Below are 26,434 nucleotides of genomic sequence, written 5' to 3' on the forward strand. Positions count from 1 at the left end.
CGGACGGGATTCAGGACCTGGGCGCGGCGGACTTGCCTGCGGCGCGCGCGCGGCGCTTATACGGGCGCAGGTAGAGGATGGTGCTGGTGAAGAACACCAGCGTCAGCGCCACCTCCACCCACGCCAGCGTGGACGAGGGCGCGCGGTCGCTGGTGGCGCGCACGATGCCCTCGGTGAAGAACAGCAGGATCAGCATCGACGACCACTGCATGGTGTAGCGGTTGCGCATGAGCAGGCCGCGCAGCGGCAGCAGCAGCGGCAGGAACTTGATGATCAGCCACGAGCCGCCCGGCCGCAGCGGCGCCAGCACCCACTCCCAGGCGATGCACAGCACCAGCAGCGCCAGCAGGCTGCCCACGCTGAGCCGGTACAGCCACGGGCTGTGCAGGGCCTGGTCGGTGTCCGCGGCGGGCGTCATGCCTGCGCTCCGGCCAGGCGCAGCGCGGTCTGCGCCAGCCGCCGGCCCATCGCCAGCGCCAGCGCCGATTCGTCTTCGGTGACGGGGCCGCGGTTGTCGCCGTGGGCATGGTGGCTGGGACCGTAGGGCGTGCCGCCGGAGGCCGTGGTCATCAGGCCCTTCTCGGAATAGGGCAGGCCCAGGATCAGCATGCCGTGGTGCAGCAGCGGCAGCATCATCGACAGCAGCGTGGTCTCCTGGCCGCCGTGCAGGCTGCCGGTGGCGGTGAACACGCAGGCGGGCTTGCCGGCGAGCGCGCCCGACAGCCACTGCGCGACCGTGCCGTCGAGGAAATACTTCATCGGCGCCGCCATGTTGCCGAAGCGGGTGGGGCTGCCCAGCGCCAGCCCGGCGCATTCCTCCAGGTCGCGCAGTTCGGCATAGGGCGGGCCGTCGGCCGGGATCTCCGGCGCGGTGGCCTCGCACACGGTGGAAACGGGGGGCACCGTGCGCAGGCGGGCCTGGGCGCCGGGGACGCTGTCGATGCCGGTGGCGATCAGTTCGGCGAGCTTGCGGGTGCTGCCGTGGCGGCTGTAGTACAGGACGAGGATCTCGGTCATGAGCGGGACGGCCGGCGGTGAAGGGGCGTTGCAGAGAATGCCGGCAACAATGCGCGTATTATAGATGCGCCCCCCGCGCCATCTCCCGATGGCCCCGCGCCGCACGCGCAGCGGGGCAGCCCATCGCTTATACAGACGACCCTACAGACCACATCCAGGAGGTTGCTTGCGCATGATTGGAGCCCGCGTCGCCCGCCTGCGCCGGGAATGGAACCTGCAAAAGGTGCGTGCCCTGGCGCGCTACGCGCTGCGCCGCGCCGGTGAAGACCGGCTGCCGCAGGTCTCGGCCAGCCTGACCTTCACCACCGTGCTGGCGGTGGTGCCGGTGCTGACCGTGGCCTTCGCGCTGCTGGCCGCGTTCCCGGTGTTCCGCGACTTCCGCAACGCCATCGAGGCGTTCCTGTTCCAGAACCTGATTCCCGGCAACGTCAGCGAATCGATCCAGCGCTATCTCGGCATGTTCGCCAAGAGCGCGCGCGGGCTGACCGCGATGGGCCTGGCCGGGCTGATGGTCACCTCGGTGCTGACCATGCTGACGGTGGAAGACGCGCTCAATGCGATCTGGCGCGTCAAGCAGCGCCGCCCGCTGGCGCAGCGGGTGCTGGTGTTCTGGGCGGTGCTGACGTTCGGGCCGGTGCTGATCGGCGCGAGCCTGTCGATCAGTTCGTACCTGATCTCGATCTCGGCGGGCTATGTCGGCACCATGCCGGTGGGGCTGGGGCTGCTGGTGGGCGCGACGCCGGTGCTGCTGTCGGCGCTGGCCTTCGCCTTCCTGTACACGGCGGTGCCCAACGCCTATGTCGAATGGCGCGATGCCATCGTCGCCGGGCTGGTCGCGGCGGTGGCGTTCGAGTTCGCCAAGCGCGGCTTCGGCTATTTCATCACCGAGATCCCGGCCTACACCGCGGTCTACGGCACCTTCGCCGCGCTGCCGCTGTTTCTGCTGTGGATCTACCTGAGCTGGCTGGTGACGCTGCTGGGCGCGACCATCGCCGCCAACCTGCCGGTGATCCGGCAGGGCTACTGGCGCCGCCGCAGCTTCGCCGGCAGCGAGTTCTTCGATGCGCTGGGCGTGCTGCTGCTGCTCTACCGCGCCCGCGATGAAGTGCCGCGCAGCGTCGGCGAACTGGACCTGAGCCGCAAGCTGCGGGTCGAGGCCGACTACCTTTCCAGCCTGCTGGACAAGCTCAAGGCCATGCACCTGGTCGGACGCCTGCAGCAGGAGCGCGGCCAGGCCCACTGGGCGCTGCTGTGCGATCCGTCGCAGGTGACGCTGCGGACCTTGCATGACCGGCTGGTACTGAACCTGCCGCGGCTGCCGCGCACGGCGCTGGCGCAGCATTTGCGGGGGGCGGATGCATTGAAGTCGATCCTGGACAATCCGCAGCTCGATCAGACGCTGGAGGCGGTGTTCCGGCAGCAGCCGGCGGATCTGCCGCCGGCGCAGGGAGAGGGTTCGGGGCAGCGGCGGACGCTGGAGGTGGTGCCGCCGGGGTGGCATGGGCAGGTGTGAGCGGGGTGAGGCATGGCTGATCAAGCTGGCCGTCTGCCGGTTTGCTCCCCTCTCCCGCCTGCGGGAGAGGGGCAGGGGGTGAGGGCAGGCGGTGGCATGCCGCAGGCTTGACTTCGTTGCGACTCCCGCCCTCACCCCAACCCTCTCCCGCAAGCGGGAGAGGGAGCACACAATCGCGCAGGGGATAACGCCTCAGAACGGAATCCGCCCCCGCCAAATATCGAAATACATCACCCAATCCCCCATCAGGCTATAAACCGGATGCCGGAACGTAGCCGGCCGGTTCTTCTCGAACCCGAAGTGCCCGACCCAGGCAAACGCATATCCCGCCACCACCGCGGCGAGCAGCCACCAGGCATTGCCGGTCATGACCAAAGCCAGCAGGCACAGCAGCGCTACCGTCGAGCCGGCGAAATGCAGCCGCCGGCAGGTACGGTTCTGGTGTTCGCTCAGGTAGTAGGGATAGAAGGCCGCGAAGTTCTCGAATTCGCGTGTGCGGGCATGGGCCATGGCTGTCTCCGGCAGGTCTTGTTTGCTGCAGTGTAGACCTTCCGGGAAGCGATGTAGCAGCGGACGGCCGCCGGCGTGGCCGGCCGTCCGGGGCCGGCGTCAGCCGCCCGCCGCCACCTTGCGTGCAAACGCCGCCAGCGCGTCCAGCACTTCATCCGGGCGCTCGCCCATCAGCGCATGGCCGCACGGCACCGTCACCACGCTGGCGCTGCGCATCTTGCCGGCGAGTGCCTGGGCTGCCTTGGGCGAGGTCATCATGTCCTTGTTGCCGGTGATGAACAGCGCCGGGCAGGCCGCCGCCGCGGCGGCTTCCTCGCCATGGGCGTAGGCGTTGCAGGCCGAGAAATCATTGTGGAACACATGCGCCTGCGGGTTGTTGCGCGATACGCGCTCCATCAGCCGCTGGCTGCCGCCGTGCATCCACGCGCCCGGCCCGGGCGAAGACGGCTTGTTGGCGAGGCTCGAATGCGACCAGGTGTTGACCATGGCGATGGCGTCGCCCTCGCGGTTGAGCGAGGCGTCCAGCAGCGCGTCGGATACCTTCATCGGATACGCCGTGGCCAGCAGCGCGATGCCGCGCACCGCCTGCGGATGCCGCGCCGCGCATTCCAGCGCGATCAGCGAGCCCATGCTGTGGCCGAACACGAAGGCCGGCGCGGCGACGCCGGCGGCGGCCACCAGCGCCATGACCCAGTCGGCCATGGCCTCGACCGTGGCCAGCGGCGCGCCCTTGCTGCGGTTGTGGCCGAGCAGGTCCACCGCCAGCACCGAGAAGCCGTGGTTGGCGAACCAGCGCGTCTGCAGCGCCCACACGCTGTGGTCGTTCTGCGCGCCGTGGACAAAGACGGCGCAGGGCAGGGCGGGGTCGAAGGGTTTGCCGCCGGTATAGGCGTAGGCCGGCTGGCCTGCAATGGTCAGTTCCATCAGGCTTGTCCTCCCTTGCCGCTCATGGCTTTCTCGGCCGCCTTCAGGCCACGCTTGAGATCGTCGATCAGGTCGTCCGGGTCTTCCAGCCCGACCGACAGCCGGATCGTGCCTTCGGTGATGCCCGCCGACTGCAGCGCGGCCGCGTCCATGCGGAAGTGCGTAGTCGACGCCGGATGGATCACCAGCGAGCGCGCGTCGCCCACGTTGGCCAGGTGCGAGAACAGCGACAGGCTTTCGATAAAGCGCTGGCCGGCGGCCCGGTTGCCCTTCAGGTTGAAGCTGAACACCGCGCCGCAGCCGCGCGGCAGCAGGCGCTTGGCCAGTTCGTAGTCGGGGTGGGATTCCAGTTCCGGGTACGACACCGACTCCACCATCGGGTGCGATACCAGGAACTGCACCACCTTGCGGGTGTTGTCGACATGGCGGCTCATGCGCAGCGGCAGCGTCTCGACGCCCTGCAGCAGCTGCCAGGCGGCCATCGGGTTCATGCACGCGCCGAAATCGCGCAAGCCTTCGCGGCGCGCGCGCAGCAGGAACGGCGCCACCGTGCTTTCCTCGGTGAACACCATGTTGTGGAAGCCCTCGTACGGCTCGGACAGCTCCGGGAAGCGCCCCGAGGCTTCGAAGTCGAAGGTGCCGCCTTCCACCAGCACGCCGCCGATGGTGGTGCCGTGGCCGCCCAGGAACTTGGTGGCCGAGTGGTAGAGCAGGCCGGCGCCGTGGTCGAACGGGCGCAGCAGGTAGGGCGTGGTGAAGGTGGAATCCACCAGCAGCGGGATGCCATGGTCCTGGCCCAGTTGCGCCAATGTCGGGATGTCGAGCACGTCGAGCCCCGGGTTGCCCAGCGTCTCGCCGAACAGCAGCCGGGTATTGGGGCGGATGGCGGCGCGCCAGGCGTCGAGGTCGCGCGCCTTGACGAAGGTGGTCTCGATGCCGAAGCGGCGCAGCGTGTAGTGCAGCAGGTTGTGCGAACCGCCGTACAGCGCCGACGACGCCACGATATGCGAGCCCGCGCCCATCAGCGTGGCCACCGCCAGGTGCAGCGCGGCCTGGCCCGAGGCCGTGGCGATGGCGCCGGCGCCGTTCTCGAGCGCGGCGATGCGCTCCTCGAGCACGGCCACGGTGGGATTGGAAATGCGGGAATAGACGTGCCCCGCGCGCTCCATGTTGAACAGCGACGCGGCGTGCTCGCTGTCGCGGAACACGAAGGACGTGGTCAGGTGGATGGGGGTGGCGCGGGCCCCGGTGGCGGGGTCGGGCGCGGCGCCGGCGTGCAGCGCCAGCGTGTCGAATCGGGTTCCGGACATGGTCGGTCGGCCTTGAGTTGTCTCCGGCCAGCATCGTAGCATCGCGCGCCCGCCCACGCTCGCCGGCGGCCCGCAAACCGGCCTCCCGCTTTACTTTGGCGGCGGGTTTGGGCTAGCATCGGCCAACGGGCAAGGCGCCCGCACACCCCTATACAGACAACAATGTGACCGGCATCGCCGCCGCCAGCGGCCACGGCGATGCCCTCAGTTTCAGCTCGGACAGAGCGCAGGCAGCGGAGACCACCATGAAAGTCAGCGACATCCTCCAGATCAAGGGCAATACGCTCTACACCGTGACGCCTGACACCTCCTTGCTGGTCGCCGTGCACACCATGGCCGAGCACGATATCGGCTCGCTGGTGGTGATGGAATACGGCGACCTGGTCGGCATGCTGACCTTCCGCGAGATCATCGAGACGCTGGCGCGCAACAACGGCAACGTCGGCACCAGCAGCATCCGCAAGGTGATGGACGATGCGCCGCTGACCTGCACCATGGAAACCGACGTCAACGAGGTGCGCCGGATGATGCTGGAGCGTCACACCCGCTACCTGCCCGTGCTCGACAACCGCACGCTGATGGGCGTGATCTCGTTCTACGACGTGGCCAAGGCCGTGGTCGAGGACCAGAGCTTCGAGAACAAGATGCTCAAGGCCTATATCCGCGACTGGCCGGAAGAGCGCGCCGAATGATGGCGCCGGGCCGCGCCGGCTGAAGCCGCCTGCGGAAATACCCTCGGTGGGGCGCCACGGGACCGTGGCGAGGTGGCGGCAAGGCCGCGGCTGCGGCACACTAGCCGGCGTTCCCATTTCCGTTGGCGGTCGCCCGACCGACCGGCCCATCCATGAGCCAACACAGCCAGTTCCGACTGCTCGGCCTGCGCCGCTTCGCCCCGTTTTTCTGGACCCAGTTCCTGGGGGCGATGAACGACAACGTGTTCAAGGTTGCCTTCACCTCGCTGGTGACCTACCACACGGCGCTGTTCGAGGGCGTCGACGCGCGCAGCGCGGCGTTCCTGATCTCGGCCATCTTTATCGCGCCGTTCGTGCTGTTCTCGGCCACCAGCGGGCAGATCGCCGACAAGCTGGAGAAGTCGCGGCTGATCCGGCTGGTCAAGTCGCTGGAAATCGCCATCATGGTGCTGGGGCTGGCCGGCTTTGCCTGGCACAGCGCGCCGCTGCTGTACGCCGGCACCTTCCTGATGGGGCTGCATTCCACGCTGTTCGGGCCGGTCAAGTTTGCCTACCTGCCGCAGCACCTCGATGAGAGCGAGCTGGTCGGCGGCAACGGGCTGGTCGAGATGGGCACCTTCGTCGCGATCCTGATCGGCACGCTGATCGGCGGCGAGCTGGCGGGGCTGCAGCAGGGCGGCGCGATCGTCGGGCCGCTGTACGTGGGCGCGGCGTGCGTGGCGATTGCCATCGCCGGGCGGCTGGTGTCGGGCCGCATCCCGGCGTCGCCGGCGCCGCAGCCGGACCTGCGCATCAACTGGAACCCGGTTTCCGAGACCTGGCGCAACCTGGTGCTGGCGCGCGGCAACCGTACCGTGTTCCTGAGCCTGCTCGGCATTTCGTGGCTGTGGTTTCTCGGCGCCACCTTCCTGACCTCGTTCTTCAGCTATGCCAAGGATGTGCTGGGCGGCGACCAGAACGTGGTGACGCTGCTGCTGGCGGTGTTCTCGCTCGGCATCGGCACCGGTTCGCTGCTGTGCGAGCGCCTGTCGGGGCGCCATGTCGAGATCGGCCTGGTGCCGTTCGGCTCGATCGGCATGACCGTGTTCGCGGTCGACCTGTACTTTGCCAGCCAGGGGCAGGCGCCCGCGGCGTTGAGCGGCATCGGCGGCTTCCTGGCCGAGCCGCGCCACTGGCGCGTGCTGGCCGACCTGTTCCTGCTGGCCATGTTCGGCGGCTTCTACAGCGTGCCGCTGTACGCGCTGATCCAGAGCCGCAGCGCGCCCACGCACCGCGCCCGCATCATCGCCGCCAACAACATCCTGAACAGCTTCTTCATGATCGCCGCGTCGCTGCTCGGCGTGGCGATGACGCAGGCGGGCTACACCATCCCGCAGCTGTTCCTGGTGGTGGGGCTGCTCAATGCGGTGGTGGCGGTCTATATCTACTCGCTGGTGCCGGAATTCCTGTTGCGCTTTATCGCGTGGATCCTGGTCCATACGCTCTACCGGCTGCGCCGCATCAACGCCGAGCGCATCCCCGCCGAAGGTCCGGCGGTGCTGGTCTGCAACCACGTCAGCTTTGCCGACGCGGTGGTGCTGATGGCGTGCAGCCCGCGCCCGGTGCGTTTCCTGATGGACCACAATATCTTCAAGGTGCCGCTGCTGTCGTGGTTCTTCCGCCAGGCCCGCGCGATCCCGATCGCGCCGGCGCACCAGGACCCCGAGATGCTCCGGCGCGCCTACGACAGCGTGGCGCAGGCGCTCGGCGACGGCGACCTGGTCTGCATCTTCCCCGAAGGCAAGATCACCGCCACCGGCGATATCAATCCGTTCAGGCAGGGCGTGCAGCAGATCATCCGGCGCACGCCGGTGCCGGTGGTGCCGATGGCGCTGCGCGGGCTGTGGGGCAGCTTTTTCTCGCGCAAGGGTGCGCCGGCGATGTCGCGGCCGTTCCGGCGCGGCATCCTGAACCGGCTGGAACTGGTGGTGGGCGAGCCGGTGCCGCCCGAGTCCGCCACCCCGGAAGGGCTGCAGCAGATGGTGCAGGCCCTGCGCGGCGACTGGCGCTGAACTGATGTGCTTCCACGCGGAACCCGACCGACGATGATCACGCTCTATACCTTTGGCCCCGCCTTCGGGCTGCCCGATGCCAGCCCGTTCGTCACCAAGGCCGAGATGCTGCTCAAGCTGGCCGGCCTGCCGTACCACGCGCGCCGGGGCAGCCTGCGTCGTGCGCCCAAGGGCAAGCTGCCGTACCTGGACGACATGGGCCGGATCGTGGCCGATTCCACCATGATCCGCTGGCATATCGAGAAGACCTACCACATCGATTTCGATGCAGGCCTGAGCGCGGCCGAGCGCGGCATTGCCTGGGCCGCCGAGAAACTGATGGAAGACCACCTGTACTGGGCGGTGGCGCGGGTGCGCTGGCTGGACCAGGCCAATTTCGACAAGGGCCCGGCGCAGTTCTTCCGCAGCGTGCCGGCGCCGGTGCGCGGGCTGGCCGAGCGGCTGGTGCGCTACAAGGTGCGCAAGACGCTGTGGGGGCAGGGCCTGGGCCGGCATAGCGAGGAAGACCTGGTGGCGCTGGCCAGCAAGGGCGTGACCTCGATCGCCGACATCCTGGGCGACAAGCGCTACCTGATGGGCGACCAGCCGTGCGGGGCCGACGCCACGCTGTTCGCCTTTGCCGGCAGCCTGCTGTGCCCCGTATTCGACACCCCGATCCGCACCGCGGCCGAGGGGCATGCCAACCTGGTGGCCTATATGGCGCGGATGCGCGCCGAGTTCTACCCCGAACTCGCCGCCGCGCCGGTGCCGCAGGGCGCCGCCGCCTGAGTTCGACTGCGCTGCCCGGGGCCGCCCGAGCCGGGTCATTGGCCTTACAATGGAGGCCGTCCCCAATTCCTGTGCGGTTTCCATCATGTCCGGCAACACCCTTGGCCTGCTTTTCACTGTCACCACCTTCGGCGAATCGCACGGGCCGGCCATCGGCGCGGTGGTGGACGGCTGCCCGCCGGGACTGGCGCTGACCGAGGCCGATATCCAGGGCGACCTGGACCGCCGCAAGCCCGGCACCTCGCGCCACGTGACCCAGCGCAAGGAGCCCGACCAGGTCGAGATCCTGTCCGGCGTGTTCGAGGGCAAGACCACCGGCACCCCGATCTGCCTGCTGATCCGCAACACCGACCAGCGCAGCAAGGACTACGGCAATATCGTCGAGACCTTCCGTCCGGGCCATGCCGACTACACCTACTGGCAAAAGTACGGCATCCGCGACCATCGCGGCGGCGGCCGTTCGTCGGCGCGCCTGACCGCGCCGGTGGTGGCGGCCGGCGCGGTCGCCAAGAAGTGGCTGCGCGAGCAGTACGGCACCGAGATCCGGGGCTATATGTCGCAGCTGGGCGAGATCGCGGTGCCGTTCACCGACTGGTCGCATGTGCCGGAGAACCCGTTCTTCGCCGCCAACGCCGACATCATCCCCGAGCTGGAAACCTATATGGACGCGCTGCGCCGCGACGGCGACTCGGTCGGCGCGCGCATCGAGGTGGTGGCCAGCAACGTGCCGGTGGGTTTGGGCGAGCCGCTGTTCGACAAGCTCGACGCCGATATCGCGCACGCGATGATGGGCATCAACGCGGTCAAGGGCGTCGAGATCGGCGCCGGCTTCGACAGCGTCGCGCAGCGCGGCAGCGTCCACGGCGACGAGCTGACCGCCGCGGGCTTCCGCACCAACAACTCCGGCGGCGTGCTGGGCGGCATCTCCACCGGCCAGGACGTCACCGTGTCGCTGGCGATCAAGCCGACCTCTTCGATCCGCACCCCGCGCGAATCGATCGACAAGGCCGGCAATGCCGCCACCGTCGAAACCTTCGGCCGCCACGACCCGTGCGTGGGCATCCGCGCCACGCCGATCGCCGAGGCCATGCTGGCGCTGGTGCTGATCGACCACGCGCTGCGCCACCGCGCACAGTGCGGCGACGTCCGCGTCGAAACGCCGCGCATCCCCGCGCAGGCCGGCCCGACCCGCTGACTTGACGCCGCACCGCGCGGGCGGCGCCGGGGCCGGCGGCGGCCCCGACCATGCCCGCTTCGGGCTGTTCTACCTGGGCTATTACGGCTACGTCGGCCTGATCTCGCCCTACGTCAGCCTGTACTTCGCCGACCGCGGCTTCGACCCGGTGCAGATCGGCGTGCTGATGGCGAGCTTCCAGGTCAGCCGCATCGTCGGTCCTTACCTGTGGGGCTGGCTCTCCGACGTGATGCACACGCGCGTGCGCATCCTGCGCGTGAGCGCGTTCACATCGCTGCTGGCGTTCCTGATGCTGCCGGGCGTCGGCAGCTACGGCGGCATGATGGCGATGATGCTGACGCTGAGCCTCTTGACCAGCGCGATGTCGCCGCTGGGCGATGCGCTGACCATTTCCACGCTGCGCCGCTACGGCGCCTTCGACCACAGCTACGGCCGCATCCGCATGTTCGGCTCGGTCGGCTTTATCGGCGCGGTGCTGGCCGGCGGCGCGCTGTTCGAGGCGGTCGGCATGCGCGCCTTCCCGTGGGTGGCGAGCGCGCTGCTGGCGATCCTGGCCGGGGTGGTGCTGACCATGCGCGACGCCGCCGACGACGGCCCGCGCATGCCTCCGCCGCGCGCCTTGCCGCTGCTGCGCCGGCCGGACGTGGCCTGGTTCCTGGCGTCGGCCTTCCTGATGATGTTCGCGCACGCCGCGCTCTACGTCTTTTACTCGCTGTGGCTGGAGACGCTGGGCTACAGCAAGTTCGCCATCGGCGTGATGTGGACCATCGGCGTGGTCGCCGAGATCGTGTTCTTCTACTACCAGGGCCTGCTGTTCGCGCGCTTCGCGCTGCGCACCATCCTGGCCGGCACCTTCGTGCTGGCGGCGCTGCGCTTCGGCCTGACCGGCTACCTGGCGCAGTTCGCCTGGCTGATGGCGCTGGTGCAGGTGCTGCACGCGGCCACCTTCGCCGCGCACCACAGCGCCAGCCTGAAGCGCCTGCAGGCCTGGTTTGCCGGGCCGCTGCAGGGACGCGGGCAGGCGCTGTACACCGGCATCTCGTACGGCGTCGGCGGCACGCTGGGCGGGCTGGCGATGGGCTGGACCTGGAACGCGCTGGCGCCGGCGCACGCCTTCGGCCTCGCCGCCGTGGCCGCGGCGGCGGGGGCGGTCTGCGCGGTGATGAGCTTTCGCGCGGAAGTCCGCCCCGCCGGCTGACCGCTCCGGCGCCTAGAACTTGTGGCGCAGGCCGGTGGTCACGCCGATGCGGTTGCCGTGGCCGAAGAAGGGCGTGACGAAGTTGGGGCTTGACGCAAGCGTGCGCCAGGTTCCCGTCAGCGCGGTGTAGTCGGCTTCGACATAGACGTCGGTGCGCTTGCTGAGGTTGTAGTCCAGCATCATCGCCGCCGTATAGCGGTTGCCGCCATTGCCGTTGATCTTCATGCGGTCGTAGGTGCCGGTGAGATAGAACGTCCACGCGTCGCTGAACGCATGCTTGAGCCCGGCGTAGTAGGCGTTGTCGCGATAGCCGGCCTTGTCGTAGGTGCTGCGCGTAAAGCCCGCGTTGAACAGGGTGTTGCCCCACCGGTACGTGCCGCCCACCGACCATACCTGCTGGTCGCTCGTCGGCACGGCGGTGCCGAAGTACGTCGCGGTGTCGCGCATGATCTGGTAGCCGCCGGCCAGCTTGATCGCGCCGCTGTTGTAGGTGACGCTGGCGCCGGTCGACGACGACGCCGGGAAGCTGCCCGCCACTTCGCCGAACGCATGCTGCGCCGCCACCGTGACCGGCCCGAATACGCCCGAATACTTGAGCATGTTGTCCTGGCGCACGCCGCCGGTGTAGTTGCCGCTCTGGAAGGCGACCAGCCCCAGGTTGGGCAGCGCCATGGTGTCGTAGCTGGCAATGACCTCGTGGATCACGGTGAAGTCCCGCCCCAGCTTGACGCTGCCGAAATCCCCGCCCAGGCCGACGAAGGCCTTGCGCCCGAACAGCCGTCCGCCCTGCGAAGCCATCCCCGTATCCGGCAGGAAGCCATTCTCCAGCACGAAGAAGGCGCGATAGCCGTTGCCCAGCGTTTCGGTGCCTTGCATGCCGAAGCGCGTGCCGGTGAGCACGCCGTCGCCCATCTGCACCTTGCCGCTGCCCGCGGCGTTCTCGTGGGTGGTGTAGCGGATCGTGGTATCGACGAGGCCGTACAGCGACACGCTGCTCTGGGCCAGGGCCGGGGCTGCGAATCCGCTGGCCAGGCACAGCGGCAGGATGATCTTCTTCATGTTGTCTCCGTCCATGGATATAGGAATGGATATGGGAATGCCAGGGCGGCAGCCGCCCCGGCAGGTACTGCGAAAGGGAAGGGCGTCAGGCCCGGATGTAGCTGGTCTTGCCGGCGGTAAAGAACTCGCGTGCGGCCCAGCCTTGTTCGTGCGGGCCGTATGACGATGCCTTGGTGCCGCCGAACGGGACGTGATAGTCGACGCCGGCGGTGGCCGTATTGACCATCACCATGCCGGCGCGCAGGTGCCGGCGGAAGCGGCGCGCCTGCGCCAGCGAGCGCGTGCAGACGCCCGCCGACAGCCCGAACGGGGTGTCGTTGGCGAGTTCGAGCGCATGGTCGTTGTCGCGCGCGCGCAGCACGGTCGCCACCGGCCCGAAGATTTCGTGCTGGGCGACCTGCATGCCGCTCTCGCATTCCAGGAACAGCGCCGGCGCCAGGTAGAAGCCGTCGCTGGCGCACTGCACGCGCTCGCCGCCGCACGCCAGCACGGCGCCTTCCTCGCGGCCGATGTCGATGTAGCGCAGGTTCTTGTCGAGCTGGCTGGCGTCGACCACGGGACCGATGTCGGTGGCATCGTCCAGCGCGTTGCCGACGCGCAGCCGCTGCGTGGCTTCCAGCAGGGCCTGTGCGAAGCGGTCGTGGATGTCGGCGGTGACGATGATCCGCGACGACGCCGTGCAGCGCTGGCCCGTGGAGTAGAACGCGCCTTGCACGGCAGCGTCGACGGCCACGGCGAGATCCGCATCGCCCAGCACCACCAGCGGGTTCTTGCCGCCCATTTCCAGTTGCAGCCGCTTGCCGGTGCCGCCGAGCGCCTGCGCAATGCGGCGGCCGGTGGCCTCCGATCCGGTGAACGACACCGCGGCGACCTCAGCGGCAGTGGTCAGCACCGGGCCAAGCTCCGCGCCATGGCCAAGGACCATGTTGAAGACGCCGTCGGGCAGTCCGCTGCGCGACAGGATCTCGGCAAGCGCCCAGGCCGAGCCCGGCACCAGCTCGGCCGGCTTGAACACCACGCAGTTGCCGAACGCCAGCGCCGGCGCGATCTTCCATGCCGGGATGGCGATGGGGAAGTTCCACGGCGTGATGATCGAGACCACGCCGACCGGTTCGGCCGTGACCTCCACGTCGATGCCCGGCCGCACCGACGGCAGCCATTGCCCGTGCGGGCGCAGCGCTTCCTGCGCGAAGTACTTGAAGATCTGTCCCGCGCGCATGACTTCGCCGATGGCCTCGCGCAGGGTCTTGCCTTCCTCGCGCGCCAGCAGCCGTCCGAGTTCGTCCTTGCGGGCAACGATTTCCTGCCCGACGCGTTCGAGGATATCGGCGCGCATCTGCACGGAACTCTCCGACCACGCGCCAAAGGCGGCGCTGGCCGCCGCGATGGCTTCCTGCGCCAGCGCGGGGGAGGCAAGGGCGGCTTCGCCGATGTGGTCGGACAAGTCAGAGGGATTGCGGTTGAGGTCGTGCCGCTCGCTGTCGACCCAACGGCCGTTGATGTAGTTCTGGTATCGCATTGGATTTTGGATTTTGGAAAATCCAGTGTATAGTAAGCTCGTGCTTTACCAAACGCAACCGGATTTCCGACCATGCAACGCATCAACACTCCTACCTACGTCCGCCTGCGCGAGCAGATCCGCGCCGACATTGCCGCGGGCATCTGGCCGCTCGGCGCGCACATCACGCTGGCGCAGATGGTGGAGCGGTACGAGGTCAGCCTGAACCCGGTGCGCGAGGCGCTGCTGCACCTGCAGGGCGAGGGGATCATCGACATGCAGATGCATCGGGGCGCCGTGATTCCCACGGTCGATGCGACCTACATCGCCAACATCTACGACATGCGCGGCGCGATCGAGCAGATGCTGGCCGCCAAGGTCGCGGCGCTGGCCACGCCCGCGGACATCGAGCGCATCGACGCGGCACGCCTGCACTACGAGGACGTCGTCAGCGGCGACGACACCGGCGCCAGCGTGGCGGCGAACCGCGAATTCCACCGGGTCTTCAACCAGGTGGCCGGCAACCAGCCCGCGGTGGACGTGCTCGGCTCGCGCTCCAGCCTGGTCGATGCGCTGCGCCGCTCGCTCGGCTACGGGCCGCAGCGCAAGGACGCGGTGATCGCCCAGCACCGCAAGCTGGTGGCGGCGGTGCGCAAGGGCGACAGCGCACTGGCCGCGCGCATCGCGCTGGACCACGCCGAATCGGCCCGCGACGACTTGCTGCGCATGATCGAAATCCCGCCGCATTAAGCCGTGGCGCCCAGCGCGGCGCCACGAATCTGTTCCAAACCTGAACCAGGAGACAGCCGACATGAAGTTCGGTAAGGGCGCCGTGCGCCTAGCGTTTTCATTCACCGCCGCCCTCGGGCTGGTCCACGCGGCTTGCGCCGCCCCCGCGCCGTATCCGTCCAGGCCGATCCAGCTGATCGTCGGCTTTGCGCCCGGCGGCGCGGCAGACACCATGGCGCGCGCCGTCGCCGAGGAAATGTCCAGGAGCCTGGGCCAGCCGGTGGTGGTCGACAACCGCAGCGGCGCCTCGGGCAACATCGCCACCCAGGCCGCGCTGGCCGCGGCGCCGGACGGCTATGCCGTGATCTTCGCGGCGATCCATCTCGCCACCAATCCGTCGATGATCGGTGTGCCGTACAACCCGCGCACCGATCTGGCGATGGTGGGCCAGATGACCAGCGTTCCGGTCTTCATGCTGGCGGCGGCGTCGTCCCCGTACCGGACCGCGGCCGATGTCATCGCGGCGTCGCGCAAGCTGGAGGGCGGGGTCAAGGTCGGCAGCGGCGGCATCGGCACGTCGTCGCACCTGGCGCTGGAACTGGTCAAGCGCGCCGAGAACATGCCGGCGCTGCATATTCCCTACCGCGGCGGCACGCCCGCGCTGCAGGGCCTGATGTCGGGCGAGGTCGACGTGATGTTCGACCTGGGCTCCGGCACGCTCAAGTCCTACATTGATTCGGGCAAGGTGCGCCCGCTGGCGGTGATGCAGGCCAATGCGGCCAGCGGCGTCAAGGCGCCGCCGGCGCCCGCCGCGGGCCTGCCCAAGGAAACCTATATCCGCAGCTGGCAAGGCCTGGCGGTGAAGGCCGGGACGCCGCCCGCCATCATCGACAAGCTGCATGGCGCGCTCAACGCGGCCATGCGCCAGCCCGCGGTGCAGGCGCGGGCCCAGGCCATGGGCATGGAGCCCACGGTCAGCGCGACGCCCGCCGAATTCCAGAAGCTCTACCTGGACGAACTGGCGCGCTGGAGTGCCTTCATCAAGTCAGCGAACATCAAGCCGCAATAACTTCCGTACACGATGAAAATCACGCAGGTCAAAGTTCACCTGATGCAGGCCGGCGCCCCGAGCCACACGGCATGGGGCGGCGCGGGCAAGAGTGCCCTGGCGACGGGACGCAACTGGTTGTTCGTTGAAATCGCCACCGACGCAGGCCTGGTCGGCACCGGCGAAGGTTCCGGCTGGCCGCGCGTGGTCGCGGCCGGCTTGCCGGACCTGGCGCCGCTGCTGGCCGGCGAGGATCCGTTCCATACCGAGCGCCTGCACCAGAAGCTGCGCGTGGCGCTGATGGGCCACGGCCACACCGGCGTGGTCGGCGCCGGGGCGCTGGCGGCGCTGGACACGGCGCTGTGGGACATCAAGGCGCAGGCGCTGGGTTGCCCGCTGCATGCGTTGCTCGGCGGGGCGCTGCGCGAGCGCGTCTCGTACTACGCGCACGTCAAGGATGCTGACACCGCGCGCGCCGCGGTGGCGCGCGGCGTGCGCGCGGTCAAGGTCGGCGGCACGCAGCAGATCGTCGAGCGCGCCTGGGCGGTGCGCGAAGCGATCGGGCCGGATGTCGACCTGATCGTCGATCTGCACGGCCCGGCGTGGCTGACCGGCGCCGATGCCGTGGCGGTGGGGCGCGCGCTGGAAGGCGCGCACCTGCTGTTCCTGGAAGAGCCGGTCGGCCCCGACGATGAACTGGGCTGGCGCCGCGTGCGCGACAGCGTCGCGCTGCCGCTTGCCGCCGGCGAACGGCTGGGCACGCTGGCGGAGTTCGACCGCCTGATGGCGAGCGGCCTGGTGGACGTGGTCCAGCCCGACACCGGACGCACGGGCGGGCCGACCCAGCTCAAGAAGATTGCCGCGCTGGCCGAGGCGCGTTCGCTGCTGCTGGCGCCGCATTCCGGCTCGCTCGGCCCGGTCGCGGAATTCGCCGCGGTGCACTGGATCGCCACCTCGCCGACCGGCCTGATCCTGGAGCGCCTCGAGCCCGACTGGCCCGGCAAGGCGCAGGCCGTCACCCGCACGCTGCAGGCCGATGGCGGCCAGATCCTGGTGCCGGACGGCCCCGGCCTAGGCACCGGCCTGGACCATGCCTTTGTCGCGGCGCATCCGAGCGAGCGCAACGTCGCCTTGCCGGCCGGCGGCTGGGAGCCCGGCACGTCGCAGGAAACCCCATACCTCCAGGCGCGGCGCACCCGCGCGCGCCTGACGCAATCGTAAGAAGGAGAACATGCCATGACTCTGTCCGATGCCTCGCGCGACATCCTGTTGCGCGTATCGACCGCCACGCTGACCACCATCCTGTTCAAGCGCGGCTTCCGCAATGTGTTCCTGCAGGGGCTCAAGCCCCTGAACCCGTCGGCGTGCCGCTTCGTCGGCCCCGCGTTCACGCTGCGCTATATCCCGGCGCGCGAGGACCTCGACCCGATCACCGCCTTCGAGGATCCGCGCCATCCGCAGCGCGTCGCCATCGAGGAATGCCCGGCCGGCCACGTGCTGGTCATGGACAGCCGCGGCGACGCCACCGCGGCATCGTCGGGCAACCTGCTGATTACCCGGCTGTGGCTGCGCGGCGGCGCCGGCGTGGTCACCGACGGCGGCTTCCGCGACAGCCCCGAGATCGCCGAGATGAACTTCCCCGCCTGGCACACCCGGCCCTCGGCGCCGACCAACCTGATCCGGCACCATGCGGTCGACCTGCAGCTGCCGATTGCCTGCGCCGGCGTCAGCGTCTATCCGGGCGACATCATGGTGGCCGACGCGGAAGGCATTGTCTGCATCCCTCGGCACCTGGCCGAAGACGTCGCGCAGGAAGCGGTGCAACAGACCATGTACGAGGACTGGGTCAACCAGAAGATCCTTGCCGGCGCGAGCCTGCCTGGCCTGTATCCGCTGCTGGACCCGGCGCTGCAGCAGGAATATGCGCAATGGAAGGCGCAGGAGGGCCACCGCTATGCCTGAGCCGCGCCTGCCCATCGTGGTGCTGACCGGCGCGGCGGGGCGCCTGGCCCAGCACGTGCGGCCGATGCTGGCGTCCGCGTGCCGCGAGGTGCGGCTTTGCGACGTGCGGCCGGTCACGCCGCAGGCAGCCAACGAGACCGCGTTCCAGTGCGCGCTCGATGACGCCAGCCAGCTGCCCGCGCTGCTGGACGGTGCCGACATGGTGGTCCACTTCGCCGGCTATCCGCGCGAAGCGGCATGGGACGTGATCCTGCCGGCCAACGTCGCCAGCGTGGCCAACCTGTGGGAGGCGGCGCGCGCGGCGCGCGTGCAGCGCATGATCTACGCCAGTTCCAACCATGCGATGGGCCTGTATCCCCGCGCCGTCACAGTTGGCGCCGAGGACCTGCCGCGGCCGGATTCGCGCTACGGCGTGTCCAAGGTGTTCATGGAAGCGGTGGCGGGGCTGTACGCGCAGAAGTTCGGCCTGAAGGGCTTTGGCATGCGCATCGGCCACTGCTCTGCCGAACCGCTCGACGCGCGCATGCTGGCGCACTGGATCAGCCCGCGCGACCTGGCGCAGCTGGTGCGGGTCGGCATGGAGGCCGACTACGACGAAGCCATCGTCTATGGCGCTTCCGACAACAGCCAGACCTGGTGGGACAACTCGCGTGCCCATGCGCTGGGCTACCGGCCGCAGGACTCGGCCGACCGCTACCGCGACGCTTTGCAGCACAAGGTCAGCCATGATCCGCTGGCCGAACATTTCCAGGGCGGCGACTTTGCCGCAGCGGAGTTCAATCGTGATCGTTCCCCATTCGACGTCGACCGTTGAGACCCTGGCGGGCCGCACGGAGCAGGGACTGGCGTTGCGCCAGTTCCGGGTCGGCAACCGCGTCGGCGAGTGCCCGATCTGGTCCGATGCGCGCCTGACCTGGATCGATGTGCGCGCGCCCGCCTTCCACGCACTCGATCCGGCATCGGGCAGCCTGTCCACCTGGACGCTGCCCAAGCCGGTCGGCACGCATGCGCTGTGCGCCGACGGCAGCATCCTGCTCGCGCTGCGCGATGAACTGGCGCTGCTCGATACCGAACACGGGTGCTTGCGCACCGTGGTGTCGCCGGAGCCTGACCGTCCGCACAACCGGCTCAATGAAGGCAGGGTGTCGCCCTGCGGCGCCTGGTTCGTGTTCGGTTCGATGGACGACTCGGGCGCGGGCCGGCCGACCGGCCAGCTCCACGCCTGGCATCCGCAACATGGCAGCCGCGTGCTGCTGGACGGCCTGCATATCGCGAACGGCTTTGCCTGGTCGGTGGACGGGCAAACGTTCTGCTTCTCGGACAGCAAGGCAGGGGTGGTATATCGCGCGCGCTGGCAGCCGCAAACCGGAACGCTCGCCGACATCGTTCCGTGGGTTACCGCCGACGAGCACGCCGGGCGCCCGGATGGCGCCTTCATCGACGCCGACGACAACTACTGGTCGGCCGGCGTGTCGGCCGGCTGCATCAACGTCTATGCGCCCACCGGCGCGCGCATCCGCAAGCTGCCGCTGCCATGCCAGGCCCCCAGCATGGTGTGCCCCGGCCCGCGCGGCTCGGTCTTCGTCACGTCGCTGGTCCGGCCGCATTGGGCGCCGCAGGATATCCGGCCCGAGGATGGCCAGCTGTTCCAGTTGCTGGACGTGCTGGCATCAGAGCCACCGGCCCCGGTCCGCCTTCGGCTGACGTAGCAGGCCACCAACCGTTTCTTCGTGTCGCCGTGGGTTGCGATCCGGTACCGCTGCAGAGGCGCCGGAGGACGGCACGCGGCGGTACTACTACAACCAGAAAGAGGAGCAGCATGAAGATTCGCAACTATGTCAGACTGGCCGGCGCAGTGAGCCTGGCTTTCGCGCTTGCCGCCTGTGGCGGCGATGACCCGGCCGATGCCGGGTCGCCACCGGCGGCCGGGCCGTCCGCGCCGGGTGCGCAGCCCGGACCCGACAAGCCCGCCCCCGACAAGCCCGCGCCCAATCCCTCCGTCAGCGCCGCGACGCGCGCCATCCTTGACGCCGATCCGGCCAGCTATGCCGCGCTCGCGCCCGTCGCCGAGCCCGGCTATACGCTGCTCGGCCGCATCAAGCCGCGCACCACGGTGGAACTGAAGGCGCAGGGCCTGACCAGCCACCTGATGATCGGCGGCGAGACCACCGACCGCAACTTCAGCGTGTTCTCGAACTGGCGCGAATACCTCAATCCGCTCGGCACCACAAAGGTCCGCATCCAGTCCGGCTGGAACGACATCGAGCAGACCATTACCACGCCGGCGACGTACAACTTCGCCAAGCTCGACGAGATCATCGACGGCGCGATCGAGCAGAAGCACGAGCCCATGGTGTTCCTCGGCTACGGCAACGTCCGCCCGGGCTGCACCGACTGCGGCGGTGCCGGTCTTGGCGGCAGCTTCCCGACCGGAGCGGGCAAGGAGCGCTTTCTGAACTTCGTCGCGGCCACGGTGACGCGGTACAAAGACAAGGTGACCGACTGGCAAATCTGGAACGAGCCCACCAAGGACCTCGAAACCTACAAGACGCTGATCGTGGAGACGGCCAAGCTGATCAAGCAGATCCAGCCCAACGCGAAGCTGACCATCGGCTCCTGGTACACCGTGCATTACGTGCTTTCCTGCATGGAGAACTGCAATGACTCGGCCGACAACCAGGACGCCAGGAACTACATCCTGACGTCGCTCAAGTACTTCAACGACAACAAGGGGCCGACCGTGCCGGCTGAGGACGTCTACGTGGCGTTCCATCCGTACACCACGAGTGTCGACTACGACCAGAACCCGTGGGACGCACGCAGCATGGACAACTTCCTGGCGCTGGTGCGCGGCTACGGCTTCAAGCCGCGCATGGACGAGAACGGCGCGCCGTCGACGCCGTGCATGACTTACGCGATGTGCGACGGCGGCACCAAGGCGTGGACCGAGAAGAACCAGGCCAAGTACAACCTGCGCCGCGTCCTTGGCGACCTTGCGCGCGGCATCGAGACCAGCATGTTCACGATCTCGGACCTGCACTACAACGATGCCAAGAACACCAAGGGGCTGCTGACCACCGGCGTGTGGGACCCGAACCTCGATACCCCGTTCCTGAACGGCGACCAGCGCATCGCCGGCAAGAAGATCGCCTATGGCGCGTTCCAGAACGTGACGGCGCTGTTCGACAGCCGCATGGAGCCGGTGACCGCGCACGGCTGCACCGCGCCTGCCGGCTATACCGCGCACGCGTGGCGGCAGCGCAAGGACGGCGTGGAGGCAACGGTGATCGGCGTCTGGAAAATGACCCGGCTGCCCGTGCCCGACACGGCGGAGCCGCGCGCCGTGGTGCAGGTGTCGTGCAACGGCATCGGCTTCGGCGGCCTGGCCGCGACCGGCGCCGCGCCGCGCTATGTCGACATGATGGATGGACGCGTCTATGACATGCCCGCCGGCACCATCTCGGCAAACGCGCCCGGCGCGGTGACGATGTCCGTGCCGGTGGCAGACTGGCCGGCGCTGGTGGTCGATGCGCGCGTCCTGGAGGGGGCGCTGCGCTAGCCAGCGAGCGCGGGTCGCGGCGGTTTGCCGCGGCCCGTGCCCCGCCGGGATGGACGTACGTTGCAGCCCGAAGGTGTGGTGCGCTTCAGTCCAGCGCCGCGCAGACCCGCTCGGCGATCGCCAGCGACGAGGTCAGCCCCGGCGATTCGATGCCGAAAAGGTGGACCAGCCCCGGCACGCCGTGCACCGCGGGGCCGTCGATGCGGAAGTCCGCCGCGGCTTCGTGCGGGCCGCTGATCTTGGGGCGGATGCCGGCATAGCCGGGCTGCAGCGCGCCGTCGGCCAGGCCCGGCCAGTAGCGGCGCACCTCGTCATAGAAGGCGTCGGCGTCGGCCGGGTCCACGCCGTATTCGATCTCGTCGATCCAGCGCACATTGGGGCCGAAGCGCGCCTGGCCGCCCAGGTCGATGGTCAGGTGCACGCCCAGCCCGGCGGCCTCGGGCACGGGATAGATCAGCCGCGAGAACGGCGCGCGGCCGGCCAGCGTGAAATAGCAGCCCTTGGCGTAGTACTGCGGCGGGATATGGGCTTCAGGCATGCCGTCGATGCGGCGCGCCAGCTCCGGTGCCGTCAGTCCGGCCGCGTTCACCACGGTGCGCGCCAGCAGCGTGGTGGCGCTGCCATCCTCCGCGCCGATTTCCAGCCGGATGCCGTCCGCCGTGACCGCGCCGCCCAGCACCGGCGACTGCACCGCCAGCATCGCACCCGCGTTTTCGGCATCGCCCAGCAGCGCCGTCATCAGGCCGTGGCTGTCGACGATGCCGGTCGACGGCGACAGCAGCGCCGCATGGCACTGCAGCTGCGGCTCCAGCGCCTGCGCTTCGGCACGGCTGATCAGGCGCAGGTCATCGACGCCATTGGCGGCCGCCTTGGCGCGGATGCCTTCGAGCGTGGCCACCTGGGCCTCGCTGGTGGCGACGATCAGCTTGCCGCAGCGCTGGTGCGCGACGTGGCGGCTGGCGCAGTAGTCGTACAGCATGGCCTTGCCGCGCACGCACAGCTGCGCCTTGAGCGAGCCCGCCGGATAGTAGATGCCGGCATGGATGACCTCGCTGTTGCGCGCGCTGGTGATGGTGCCGAAGGCGTTCTCGGCTTCCAGGATGATCACTTCGCGGCCTTGCAGCGCCAGTGCGCGCGCGACCGCCAGTCCCACCACGCCGGCGCCGATGACGACGCAGTCCACTGTTTCCATGGTTGTTCCTTGCTTCAGGGTCTCGATGTATTCGGGTTCAGGCCGGCAGCCCCAGGCGCGCGGCGGCGGCGGCCAGGTGTTGCTGCGCGGCGTTGCGCGCGGCCGCGGCATCGCCGGCGGCAATGGCCGCGGCCAGCGCGGCATGCTCCTGGTCGGCGGCGCGCGGCGCGCCGGTGGCGGTGCCCAGCCGCGCGGTGTTCTCCCACGCGCGCTGGCGCGCGGCCAGCATCTGCTGGCTGACGAAATCGGTCAGGCCGGTAAAGCAGGGGTTGTGCGCGGCCTCGGCAATGGCGTGGTGGAAGGCCATGTCGGCTGCGGCGGCGCTGGCCATGTCGCCGCGCGCGTCGGCCTGCGCCTGCATCGCTGCCAGTGCGGCGTGGATGGCCGCGAGGTCGGCCTCGGTGCGCCGCTGCGCCGCCATTTCGGCGCAGGCGGTTTCCACCACCCGGCGCAATTCGAACAGCTGTGCCAGCGTCGGGCCGCCGTCGGGCGCGCTGGCCACGCGCCAGGCCTGGCCGCCCGGGGTCTCGGACACATAGGCGCCGGAGCCCTTGCGCGTGACCAGCACGCCGTCGGCCTTCAACTGGGCAATGGCCTCGCGCACGATCGGGCGGCTGACGCCGAAGGCGTCGGCCAGCGCGGATTCGGCCGGCAGGCGCGCGCCGGCGCCGTAGCGGCCGGCAAGGATGTCGTCATGCAGGGTCTGCGCGATACGGCTGGCCAGCGAAGCGGGGCGGGGGAGAAGTGTGCTCATGGACTCGATGTGTCAGGCTGTCTGACAGCTTTCCGCGATTCTGGCCGCATCCTTGCGGCACGTCAAGCCTGCATTAAGTATCGAATGCTACACATGCCGGCTCGATATCGACTACCCGGCACTAAACTTCGCCCCGCGGGCGCCGATAGCATCCCAATACAGGCGGCGGGAGTTCGTGCGTCGGTTCCGCCCAGGGCTCGTCGCGTCCCGGCACGCCCACGCCGGGGCCAACTGCAAACAGCCATGATCCAGCTCACCCCTAACGATCTACCCGTCGGCCACCCGCTGCCCTGGTCATTGCTCGATGGCGACGGCAACCTGGTGCTCGGCAGCGGCAACATCATTCCCGATGCGCGCGACCTGGCGCTGGTGTTCCGCCACGGCATGGTCTGCCGCGACGATGGCGGCGACGACGCTGCCGACGAACAGCGCCCGGCCGCCGGGCCGCTCGGCCTGCAGGTCGGCACGCTGCTGCATGTCAAGCTCGACGGCGAGGCCGCGCGCCCGGCCGCGAGCCGTCTGATCGGCTTTATCGAGCAGGGCCTCTTTATCACCTGGCCGCAACTGGGCGGGCGCGACCAGCCGCTGCAGGCCGGCGATGGCGTGGTGCTGCGCGGCTTCTCGGGGCAGGCCATCCACAGCTTCACGTCGACCATCACCGCGGTGTGCCGCAGCCCGTTCCGCTACCTGGTGCTGTCCGCGCCGGTGCAGCAGCACGCGACGCCGGTGCGCAAGGCGGCGCGCGTGCCGACCCGCCTGGCCGCGTACCTGACCGAACCGGGCGATGAGGATGGCAGCGGCGGCAGCGGCGGCAGCGCCGCGCGCCTGTCGCTGCTGTCGGACCTCAGCACCGGCGGTGCGCTGGTGCAGACCACCTCGCCGGCGCCCGCGCCGGGCAGCCGCGTGCGGCTGCGCTTCAACCTGCGCACCGCGTCGCTGGACAGCGAGGTGGTGATCGATGGCTGGGTCCGCGTGGCGCCAGCCGGCGCAGCCGGCGGCAAGGGCGAGGAGGGCGAAGGGGGCGAAGCGGGCGACTTCCCCGCGTTCGGCGTCGCCTTCGATGTGCTGGCCGAGCGCGAGCTGACGCTGCTGCAGTGCTACATCTACGAACAGCTGCTGTCCAGCACCCGCATGCCGGTGCAGCCGGCTGCTGTAGCAGCCGTTTAGAGGGAATCCGCTAATGTTTTGATTGTCTCCTCGCACCGGGCCGTCTTTACTGCTTCCAACATAAAAAGACCCACCACCGAGGAGACCAGATGGAGCACGGCGAACAACACGCGTGCGGGCAACGCATGCCCGCACCACGCGCGCAGCAGTCGCGCAATCCCCTGCGCAGGCTGGCAGGCTGCGCCGCGGCGCTGGCCACCGCGGCCATGCTGGCGCAACCGGCGCCCGCGGCCGCCTTCACAGCCGACAACCCCAACGGCGACTATGCCAGGACGCGCTACCCGATCGTGCTGGTCCACGGGCTGACCGGCGCGGCGAAGATGGCCGGCGTGGTCGACTACTGGTATGGCATTCCCGAAGTGCTGCGCGCGCACGGCGCGCAGGTCTACGTGGCCACGGTGCCGTCGTTCAACAGCGACGCCGAGCGCGCGCTGGCGCTGCAGGCCTATGTGCGCGCGGTCAAGCTGGAGAGCGGCGCCGACAAGGTCAACCTGATCGGCCACAGCCAGGGCGGGCCCACCGCGCGCACGCTGGCGGCGATGTCGCCGCAGGACGTGGCCTCGGTCACCACCATCGGCAGCCCGCATCGCGGCAGCGAAGTGGCCGACACCGTGCTCGACCTGATCAACGGCATCGGCGCGATCCCGATCGCCGGGCCGGTGCTGGTCGGCATCATCCAGGGGGTGTTCGATACGGTCGGCTGGTTCAACGGCATCAGCAACGGGCAGGCGCTCGACCAGGATGCGCTGGCCTCGCTCAAGAGCCTGACCACGCGCGGCGCCGCCGAACAGAACGCGCGGCTCGATGCCACCCTGGTGCCGGGCACGAAGTCCGCGCTGGGCGCGGACTGCGATAGCGCCGGCGCCGTGTCCGAGCAGCGCCAGGCGCGCGACCCCGCGGGCCATCTCGTCACCCATACCCAGGCTGCGTATTCGTGGACCGGGCAGGGCGGGCCGCTCAGCCTGCTGCGCTCCAACCTGCTCGATCCCTCGACAGCGATGATGTCCACCTCCGCCGGGCTGATGGCGCTGAAGGGCGCCGGCGCCAACGATGGCCTGGTCTCGGTCTGCAGCAGCAAGTGGGGCCGGGTGCTGGCCACCGGCTACTACTGGAACCATCTCGACGAGGTCAACCAGATGGCCGGCCTGTACCAGGATGCCGATCCGCGCACGGTCATCCTCAACCACGCCAACCGGCTGCGCAATGACCAGCTCTGAGCGCGTGCCGCGGCTCTGGCTGGCGTTGCTGCCGGCCGCCGCCGCGGTGGCCGCGGTGTACTGGCTGACCACGCCGCCGGCTCCGGCGCTGGTGCCGCAGCGGCTTGCAGCGGCCGTCGCCGCGGCTCCTGCCGCGCCGGAGACCGATCCGGTGCCCGCCGGCGTGGCGGCGTGGCCATCGCTGTCCGGCGTAGAGATGCCGGCCGGGCCGGAAACCGATGCCGCGGGCAACCTGCGGCTGACGCGCGCGCTGCGCACCTACTTCGATTATTTCCTGAGCGCGCGCCACGACGCCGGCGGCATCGATAGGCTCGGCCCGCTGGTGCATGACGACATCCGCCGCCGCGTGCCGCAGCCCGCGGCGGGGCAGGCGTGGCAGCTGTGGCAGCGCTACGTGGCCTGCCTGGCCGAGATCGAGCCCCAGGCCGCGCGCAAGCCGCTGGCGGAGGCGGGCGGCACGCTGGATGCGGCGCAGGTGCAGCAGCTGCGCGCGCTGCTGGCGCAGCGCAATGCGGCGCGGCAGCGCTGGCTGCCCGAGGTCGCGCAGGTCTGGTTCGGCGACGAGCAGGCCTATGACGAGGCCATGCTGGCGCGGCTGGAGATCGCGGCGCAGGCCGGCCTGGATGATGCGCAGCGGCGGCAGCGGCTGGCCGAACTCGACGCCACGCTGCCCGAGCCGCTGCGCGCGGCGCGAGAGGCCAGCGCGCGCCCGCAGGCGATCAGCGCCACCATCGCCGCCCTGCAGGCGGCCGGCCGCAGCGCGCAGGATATCGGCGCGGCGCTGGCGCAGGCCTACGGCGCTGAGGTGGCGCAGCGCTACCAGCAGCAGGCGCAGATCGAACAATCATGGCAGCAGCGCTACGACGACTATGCCGCGCGGCGAGCGCAGATCGAAACGTTTGCGGGGTTGTCGGAGCAGGATCGGCGGCAGCAGCTGGAGGCGCTGCGGCGCGAGGCGTTCAGCAATCCGAGCGAGGCGCTGCAGGCGGAAGTGGTTGACAGGGCGATGGCCGCAAGAAAAACGGCACCCTGAATCGGGTGCCGTCATTCCAGCTGATTGTGTGCTCCCTC

The 26,434-nt window shown here is 69.4% G+C and carries 25 protein-coding genes; 16 read left to right on the plus strand and 9 right to left on the minus strand.

The window, feature by feature from the left end:
* Nucleotides 1–10 precede the first annotated feature (10 nt).
* Both CBM2594_RS07135 and wrbA read right to left on the minus strand, forming a co-directional pair.
* Nucleotides 11–418 carry a DUF2069 domain-containing protein gene (locus tag CBM2594_RS07135; protein ID WP_116356223.1) on the minus strand — a complete coding sequence of 136 codons (408 nt, stop codon included), beginning with the start codon at nt 416–418 and terminating at the stop codon, nt 11–13.
* A complete protein-coding gene (wrbA, locus tag CBM2594_RS07140; protein ID WP_116356224.1) occupies nt 415–1,017 on the minus strand; it encodes an NAD(P)H:quinone oxidoreductase in 603 nt (200 codons plus the stop codon). The genes CBM2594_RS07135 and wrbA overlap by 4 nt, the downstream gene beginning before the upstream one ends.
* A 172-nt stretch (nt 1,018–1,189) precedes the next feature.
* Between wrbA and CBM2594_RS07145 the strand changes: the two genes are divergently transcribed.
* Nucleotides 1,190–2,530 (plus strand): YihY family inner membrane protein, encoded by a 1,341-nt coding sequence (locus CBM2594_RS07145; RefSeq protein WP_116356225.1) that lies wholly within the window; start codon nt 1,190–1,192, stop codon nt 2,528–2,530.
* A 192-nt stretch (nt 2,531–2,722) separates the two neighbouring features.
* On the opposite strand, the gene CBM2594_RS07150 is transcribed toward CBM2594_RS07145, so the two are convergent.
* The 3 genes from CBM2594_RS07150 to CBM2594_RS07160 form a co-directional block, all read right to left on the minus strand.
* Nucleotides 2,723–3,040, minus strand: coding sequence for an Mpo1-like protein (locus CBM2594_RS07150; protein WP_116356226.1), 318 nt, complete (start codon nt 3,038–3,040; stop codon nt 2,723–2,725).
* A 99-nt stretch (nt 3,041–3,139) separates the two neighbouring features.
* Nucleotides 3,140–3,964 (minus strand): alpha/beta fold hydrolase, encoded by an 825-nt coding sequence (locus CBM2594_RS07155; protein ID WP_116356227.1) that lies wholly within the window; start codon nt 3,962–3,964, stop codon nt 3,140–3,142.
* Nucleotides 3,964–5,274 carry an O-acetylhomoserine aminocarboxypropyltransferase gene (locus tag CBM2594_RS07160; RefSeq protein ID WP_116356228.1) on the minus strand — a complete coding sequence of 437 codons (1,311 nt, stop codon included), beginning with the start codon at nt 5,272–5,274 and terminating at the stop codon, nt 3,964–3,966. The genes CBM2594_RS07155 and CBM2594_RS07160 overlap by 1 nt, the downstream gene beginning before the upstream one ends.
* Nucleotides 5,275–5,519: 245 nt before the next feature.
* Between CBM2594_RS07160 and CBM2594_RS07165 the strand changes: the two genes are divergently transcribed.
* The 5 genes from CBM2594_RS07165 (at nt 5,520) to CBM2594_RS07185 (ending at nt 11,178) form a co-directional block, all read left to right on the plus strand.
* Complete coding sequence (locus CBM2594_RS07165; RefSeq protein ID WP_012352517.1) at nt 5,520–5,966, plus strand: CBS domain-containing protein; 447 nt, start codon at nt 5,520–5,522, stop codon at nt 5,964–5,966.
* Between the two features lie 152 nt (nt 5,967–6,118).
* A complete protein-coding gene (locus tag CBM2594_RS07170) occupies nt 6,119–8,017 on the plus strand; it encodes an MFS transporter (RefSeq protein WP_116356229.1) in 1,899 nt (632 codons plus the stop codon).
* Nucleotides 8,018–8,050: 33 nt separating this feature from the next.
* Nucleotides 8,051–8,785, plus strand: a complete 735-nt coding sequence (locus CBM2594_RS07175; protein ID WP_116356230.1) for a glutathione S-transferase C-terminal domain-containing protein — start codon at nt 8,051–8,053, stop codon at nt 8,783–8,785.
* An 85-nt stretch (nt 8,786–8,870) separates the two neighbouring features.
* Entirely contained in the window at nt 8,871–9,980 is a 1,110-nt protein-coding gene (gene aroC / locus CBM2594_RS07180) for a chorismate synthase (protein WP_116356231.1), read from the plus strand.
* 1 nt (nt 9,981) lies between these two features.
* Nucleotides 9,982–11,178, plus strand: a complete 1,197-nt coding sequence (locus CBM2594_RS07185) for an MFS transporter (protein WP_116356232.1) — start codon at nt 9,982–9,984, stop codon at nt 11,176–11,178.
* 12 nt (nt 11,179–11,190) lie between these two features.
* Here the strand turns inward: CBM2594_RS07185 and CBM2594_RS07190 are convergent, their stop codons facing one another.
* Together CBM2594_RS07190 and CBM2594_RS07195 are read right to left on the minus strand one after the other, a co-directional pair.
* Nucleotides 11,191–12,237, minus strand: a complete 1,047-nt coding sequence (locus CBM2594_RS07190; RefSeq protein ID WP_116356233.1) for a porin — start codon at nt 12,235–12,237, stop codon at nt 11,191–11,193.
* Nucleotides 12,238–12,322: 85 nt separating this feature from the next.
* Nucleotides 12,323–13,756 carry an aldehyde dehydrogenase family protein gene (locus CBM2594_RS07195; protein ID WP_116356234.1) on the minus strand — a complete coding sequence of 478 codons (1,434 nt, stop codon included), beginning with the start codon at nt 13,754–13,756 and terminating at the stop codon, nt 12,323–12,325.
* A gap of 72 nt (nt 13,757–13,828) precedes the next feature.
* Between CBM2594_RS07195 and CBM2594_RS07200 the strand changes: the two genes are divergently transcribed.
* From CBM2594_RS07200 to CBM2594_RS07230, 7 genes are all read left to right on the plus strand, one after another.
* Entirely contained in the window at nt 13,829–14,485 is a 657-nt protein-coding gene (locus CBM2594_RS07200) for a GntR family transcriptional regulator (protein ID WP_116356235.1), read from the plus strand.
* A 61-nt stretch (nt 14,486–14,546) separates the two neighbouring features.
* On the plus strand, nt 14,547–15,533 hold the full coding sequence (locus tag CBM2594_RS07205) for a tripartite tricarboxylate transporter substrate binding protein (protein ID WP_116356236.1): 987 nt from the start codon (nt 14,547–14,549) through the stop codon (nt 15,531–15,533).
* 12 nt (nt 15,534–15,545) lie between these two features.
* A complete protein-coding gene (locus CBM2594_RS07210) occupies nt 15,546–16,733 on the plus strand; it encodes a mandelate racemase/muconate lactonizing enzyme family protein (RefSeq protein WP_116356237.1) in 1,188 nt (395 codons plus the stop codon).
* 15 nt (nt 16,734–16,748) lie between these two features.
* Entirely contained in the window at nt 16,749–17,474 is a 726-nt protein-coding gene (locus CBM2594_RS07215; protein ID WP_116356238.1) for a ribonuclease activity regulator RraA, read from the plus strand.
* A complete protein-coding gene (locus CBM2594_RS07220; protein WP_174076933.1) occupies nt 17,467–18,288 on the plus strand; it encodes an NAD-dependent epimerase/dehydratase family protein in 822 nt (273 codons plus the stop codon). The genes CBM2594_RS07215 and CBM2594_RS07220 overlap by 8 nt, the downstream gene beginning before the upstream one ends.
* Complete coding sequence (locus CBM2594_RS07225) at nt 18,257–19,183, plus strand: SMP-30/gluconolactonase/LRE family protein (protein WP_198048109.1); 927 nt, start codon at nt 18,257–18,259, stop codon at nt 19,181–19,183. Before CBM2594_RS07220 ends, CBM2594_RS07225 begins: the two co-directional genes overlap by 32 nt.
* 110 nt (nt 19,184–19,293) lie before the next feature.
* A complete protein-coding gene (locus tag CBM2594_RS07230; RefSeq protein ID WP_116356241.1) occupies nt 19,294–21,033 on the plus strand; it encodes a hypothetical protein in 1,740 nt (579 codons plus the stop codon).
* An 85-nt stretch (nt 21,034–21,118) separates the two neighbouring features.
* Here the strand turns inward: CBM2594_RS07230 and CBM2594_RS07235 are convergent, their stop codons facing one another.
* Together CBM2594_RS07235 and CBM2594_RS07240 are read right to left on the minus strand one after the other, a co-directional pair.
* Nucleotides 21,119–22,225: an NAD(P)/FAD-dependent oxidoreductase gene (locus CBM2594_RS07235; RefSeq protein ID WP_116357724.1), complete on the minus strand. Its 1,107-nt coding sequence runs from the start codon at nt 22,223–22,225 to the stop codon at nt 21,119–21,121.
* A gap of 37 nt (nt 22,226–22,262) precedes the next feature.
* The gene (locus CBM2594_RS07240) at nt 22,263–22,979 is read right to left on the minus strand and encodes a FadR/GntR family transcriptional regulator (RefSeq protein WP_116356242.1); all 717 of its coding nucleotides are present in this window, start codon (nt 22,977–22,979) and stop codon (nt 22,263–22,265) included.
* A 243-nt stretch (nt 22,980–23,222) separates the two neighbouring features.
* Here CBM2594_RS07240 and CBM2594_RS07245 point away from each other — a divergent pair, with 243 nt between their 5' ends.
* From CBM2594_RS07245 to CBM2594_RS07255, 3 genes are all read left to right on the plus strand, one after another.
* Nucleotides 23,223–24,146, plus strand: a complete 924-nt coding sequence (locus tag CBM2594_RS07245; protein ID WP_116356243.1) for a flagellar brake domain-containing protein — start codon at nt 23,223–23,225, stop codon at nt 24,144–24,146.
* Nucleotides 24,147–24,271: 125 nt separating this feature from the next.
* Entirely contained in the window at nt 24,272–25,363 is a 1,092-nt protein-coding gene (locus tag CBM2594_RS07250; RefSeq protein ID WP_232346575.1) for an esterase/lipase family protein, read from the plus strand.
* Nucleotides 25,350–26,396 carry a lipase secretion chaperone gene (locus CBM2594_RS07255; RefSeq protein WP_116356245.1) on the plus strand — a complete coding sequence of 349 codons (1,047 nt, stop codon included), beginning with the start codon at nt 25,350–25,352 and terminating at the stop codon, nt 26,394–26,396. The genes CBM2594_RS07250 and CBM2594_RS07255 overlap by 14 nt, the downstream gene beginning before the upstream one ends.
* Nucleotides 26,397–26,434: the final 38 nt, after the last annotated feature.

The organism is Cupriavidus taiwanensis (assembly GCF_900249755.1).
Classification (GTDB): domain Bacteria; phylum Pseudomonadota; class Gammaproteobacteria; order Burkholderiales; family Burkholderiaceae; genus Cupriavidus; species Cupriavidus taiwanensis_D.

Excerpts from the sequence above, each read along its gene's own strand:
- CBM2594_RS07135 (WP_116356223.1), bottom strand. The coding sequence starts at position 418 with ATGACGCCCGCCGCGGACACCGACCAGGCCCTGCACAGCCCGTGGCTG.
- wrbA (WP_116356224.1), bottom strand. The coding sequence starts at position 1,017 with ATGACCGAGATCCTCGTCCTGTACTACAGCCGCCACGGCAGCACCCGC.
- CBM2594_RS07145 (WP_116356225.1), top strand. The coding sequence starts at position 1,190 with ATGATTGGAGCCCGCGTCGCCCGCCTGCGCCGGGAATGGAACCTGCAA.
- CBM2594_RS07150 (WP_116356226.1), bottom strand. The coding sequence starts at position 3,040 with ATGGCCCATGCCCGCACACGCGAATTCGAGAACTTCGCGGCCTTCTAT.
- CBM2594_RS07155 (WP_116356227.1), bottom strand. The coding sequence starts at position 3,964 with ATGGAACTGACCATTGCAGGCCAGCCGGCCTACGCCTATACCGGCGGC.
- CBM2594_RS07160 (WP_116356228.1), bottom strand. The coding sequence starts at position 5,274 with ATGTCCGGAACCCGATTCGACACGCTGGCGCTGCACGCCGGCGCCGCG.
- CBM2594_RS07165 (WP_012352517.1), top strand. The coding sequence starts at position 5,520 with ATGAAAGTCAGCGACATCCTCCAGATCAAGGGCAATACGCTCTACACC.
- CBM2594_RS07170 (WP_116356229.1), top strand. The coding sequence starts at position 6,119 with ATGAGCCAACACAGCCAGTTCCGACTGCTCGGCCTGCGCCGCTTCGCC.
- CBM2594_RS07175 (WP_116356230.1), top strand. The coding sequence starts at position 8,051 with ATGATCACGCTCTATACCTTTGGCCCCGCCTTCGGGCTGCCCGATGCC.
- aroC (WP_116356231.1), top strand. The coding sequence starts at position 8,871 with ATGTCCGGCAACACCCTTGGCCTGCTTTTCACTGTCACCACCTTCGGC.
- CBM2594_RS07190 (WP_116356233.1), bottom strand. The coding sequence starts at position 12,237 with ATGAAGAAGATCATCCTGCCGCTGTGCCTGGCCAGCGGATTCGCAGCC.
- CBM2594_RS07195 (WP_116356234.1), bottom strand. The coding sequence starts at position 13,756 with ATGCGATACCAGAACTACATCAACGGCCGTTGGGTCGACAGCGAGCGG.
- CBM2594_RS07200 (WP_116356235.1), top strand. The coding sequence starts at position 13,829 with ATGCAACGCATCAACACTCCTACCTACGTCCGCCTGCGCGAGCAGATC.
- CBM2594_RS07205 (WP_116356236.1), top strand. The coding sequence starts at position 14,547 with ATGAAGTTCGGTAAGGGCGCCGTGCGCCTAGCGTTTTCATTCACCGCC.
- CBM2594_RS07210 (WP_116356237.1), top strand. The coding sequence starts at position 15,546 with ATGAAAATCACGCAGGTCAAAGTTCACCTGATGCAGGCCGGCGCCCCG.
- CBM2594_RS07215 (WP_116356238.1), top strand. The coding sequence starts at position 16,749 with ATGACTCTGTCCGATGCCTCGCGCGACATCCTGTTGCGCGTATCGACC.
- CBM2594_RS07220 (WP_174076933.1), top strand. The coding sequence starts at position 17,467 with ATGCCTGAGCCGCGCCTGCCCATCGTGGTGCTGACCGGCGCGGCGGGG.
- CBM2594_RS07230 (WP_116356241.1), top strand. The coding sequence starts at position 19,294 with ATGAAGATTCGCAACTATGTCAGACTGGCCGGCGCAGTGAGCCTGGCT.
- CBM2594_RS07235 (WP_116357724.1), bottom strand. The coding sequence starts at position 22,225 with ATGGAAACAGTGGACTGCGTCGTCATCGGCGCCGGCGTGGTGGGACTG.
- CBM2594_RS07240 (WP_116356242.1), bottom strand. The coding sequence starts at position 22,979 with ATGAGCACACTTCTCCCCCGCCCCGCTTCGCTGGCCAGCCGTATCGCG.
- CBM2594_RS07245 (WP_116356243.1), top strand. The coding sequence starts at position 23,223 with ATGATCCAGCTCACCCCTAACGATCTACCCGTCGGCCACCCGCTGCCC.
- CBM2594_RS07250 (WP_232346575.1), top strand. The coding sequence starts at position 24,272 with ATGCCCGCACCACGCGCGCAGCAGTCGCGCAATCCCCTGCGCAGGCTG.
- CBM2594_RS07255 (WP_116356245.1), top strand. The coding sequence starts at position 25,350 with ATGACCAGCTCTGAGCGCGTGCCGCGGCTCTGGCTGGCGTTGCTGCCG.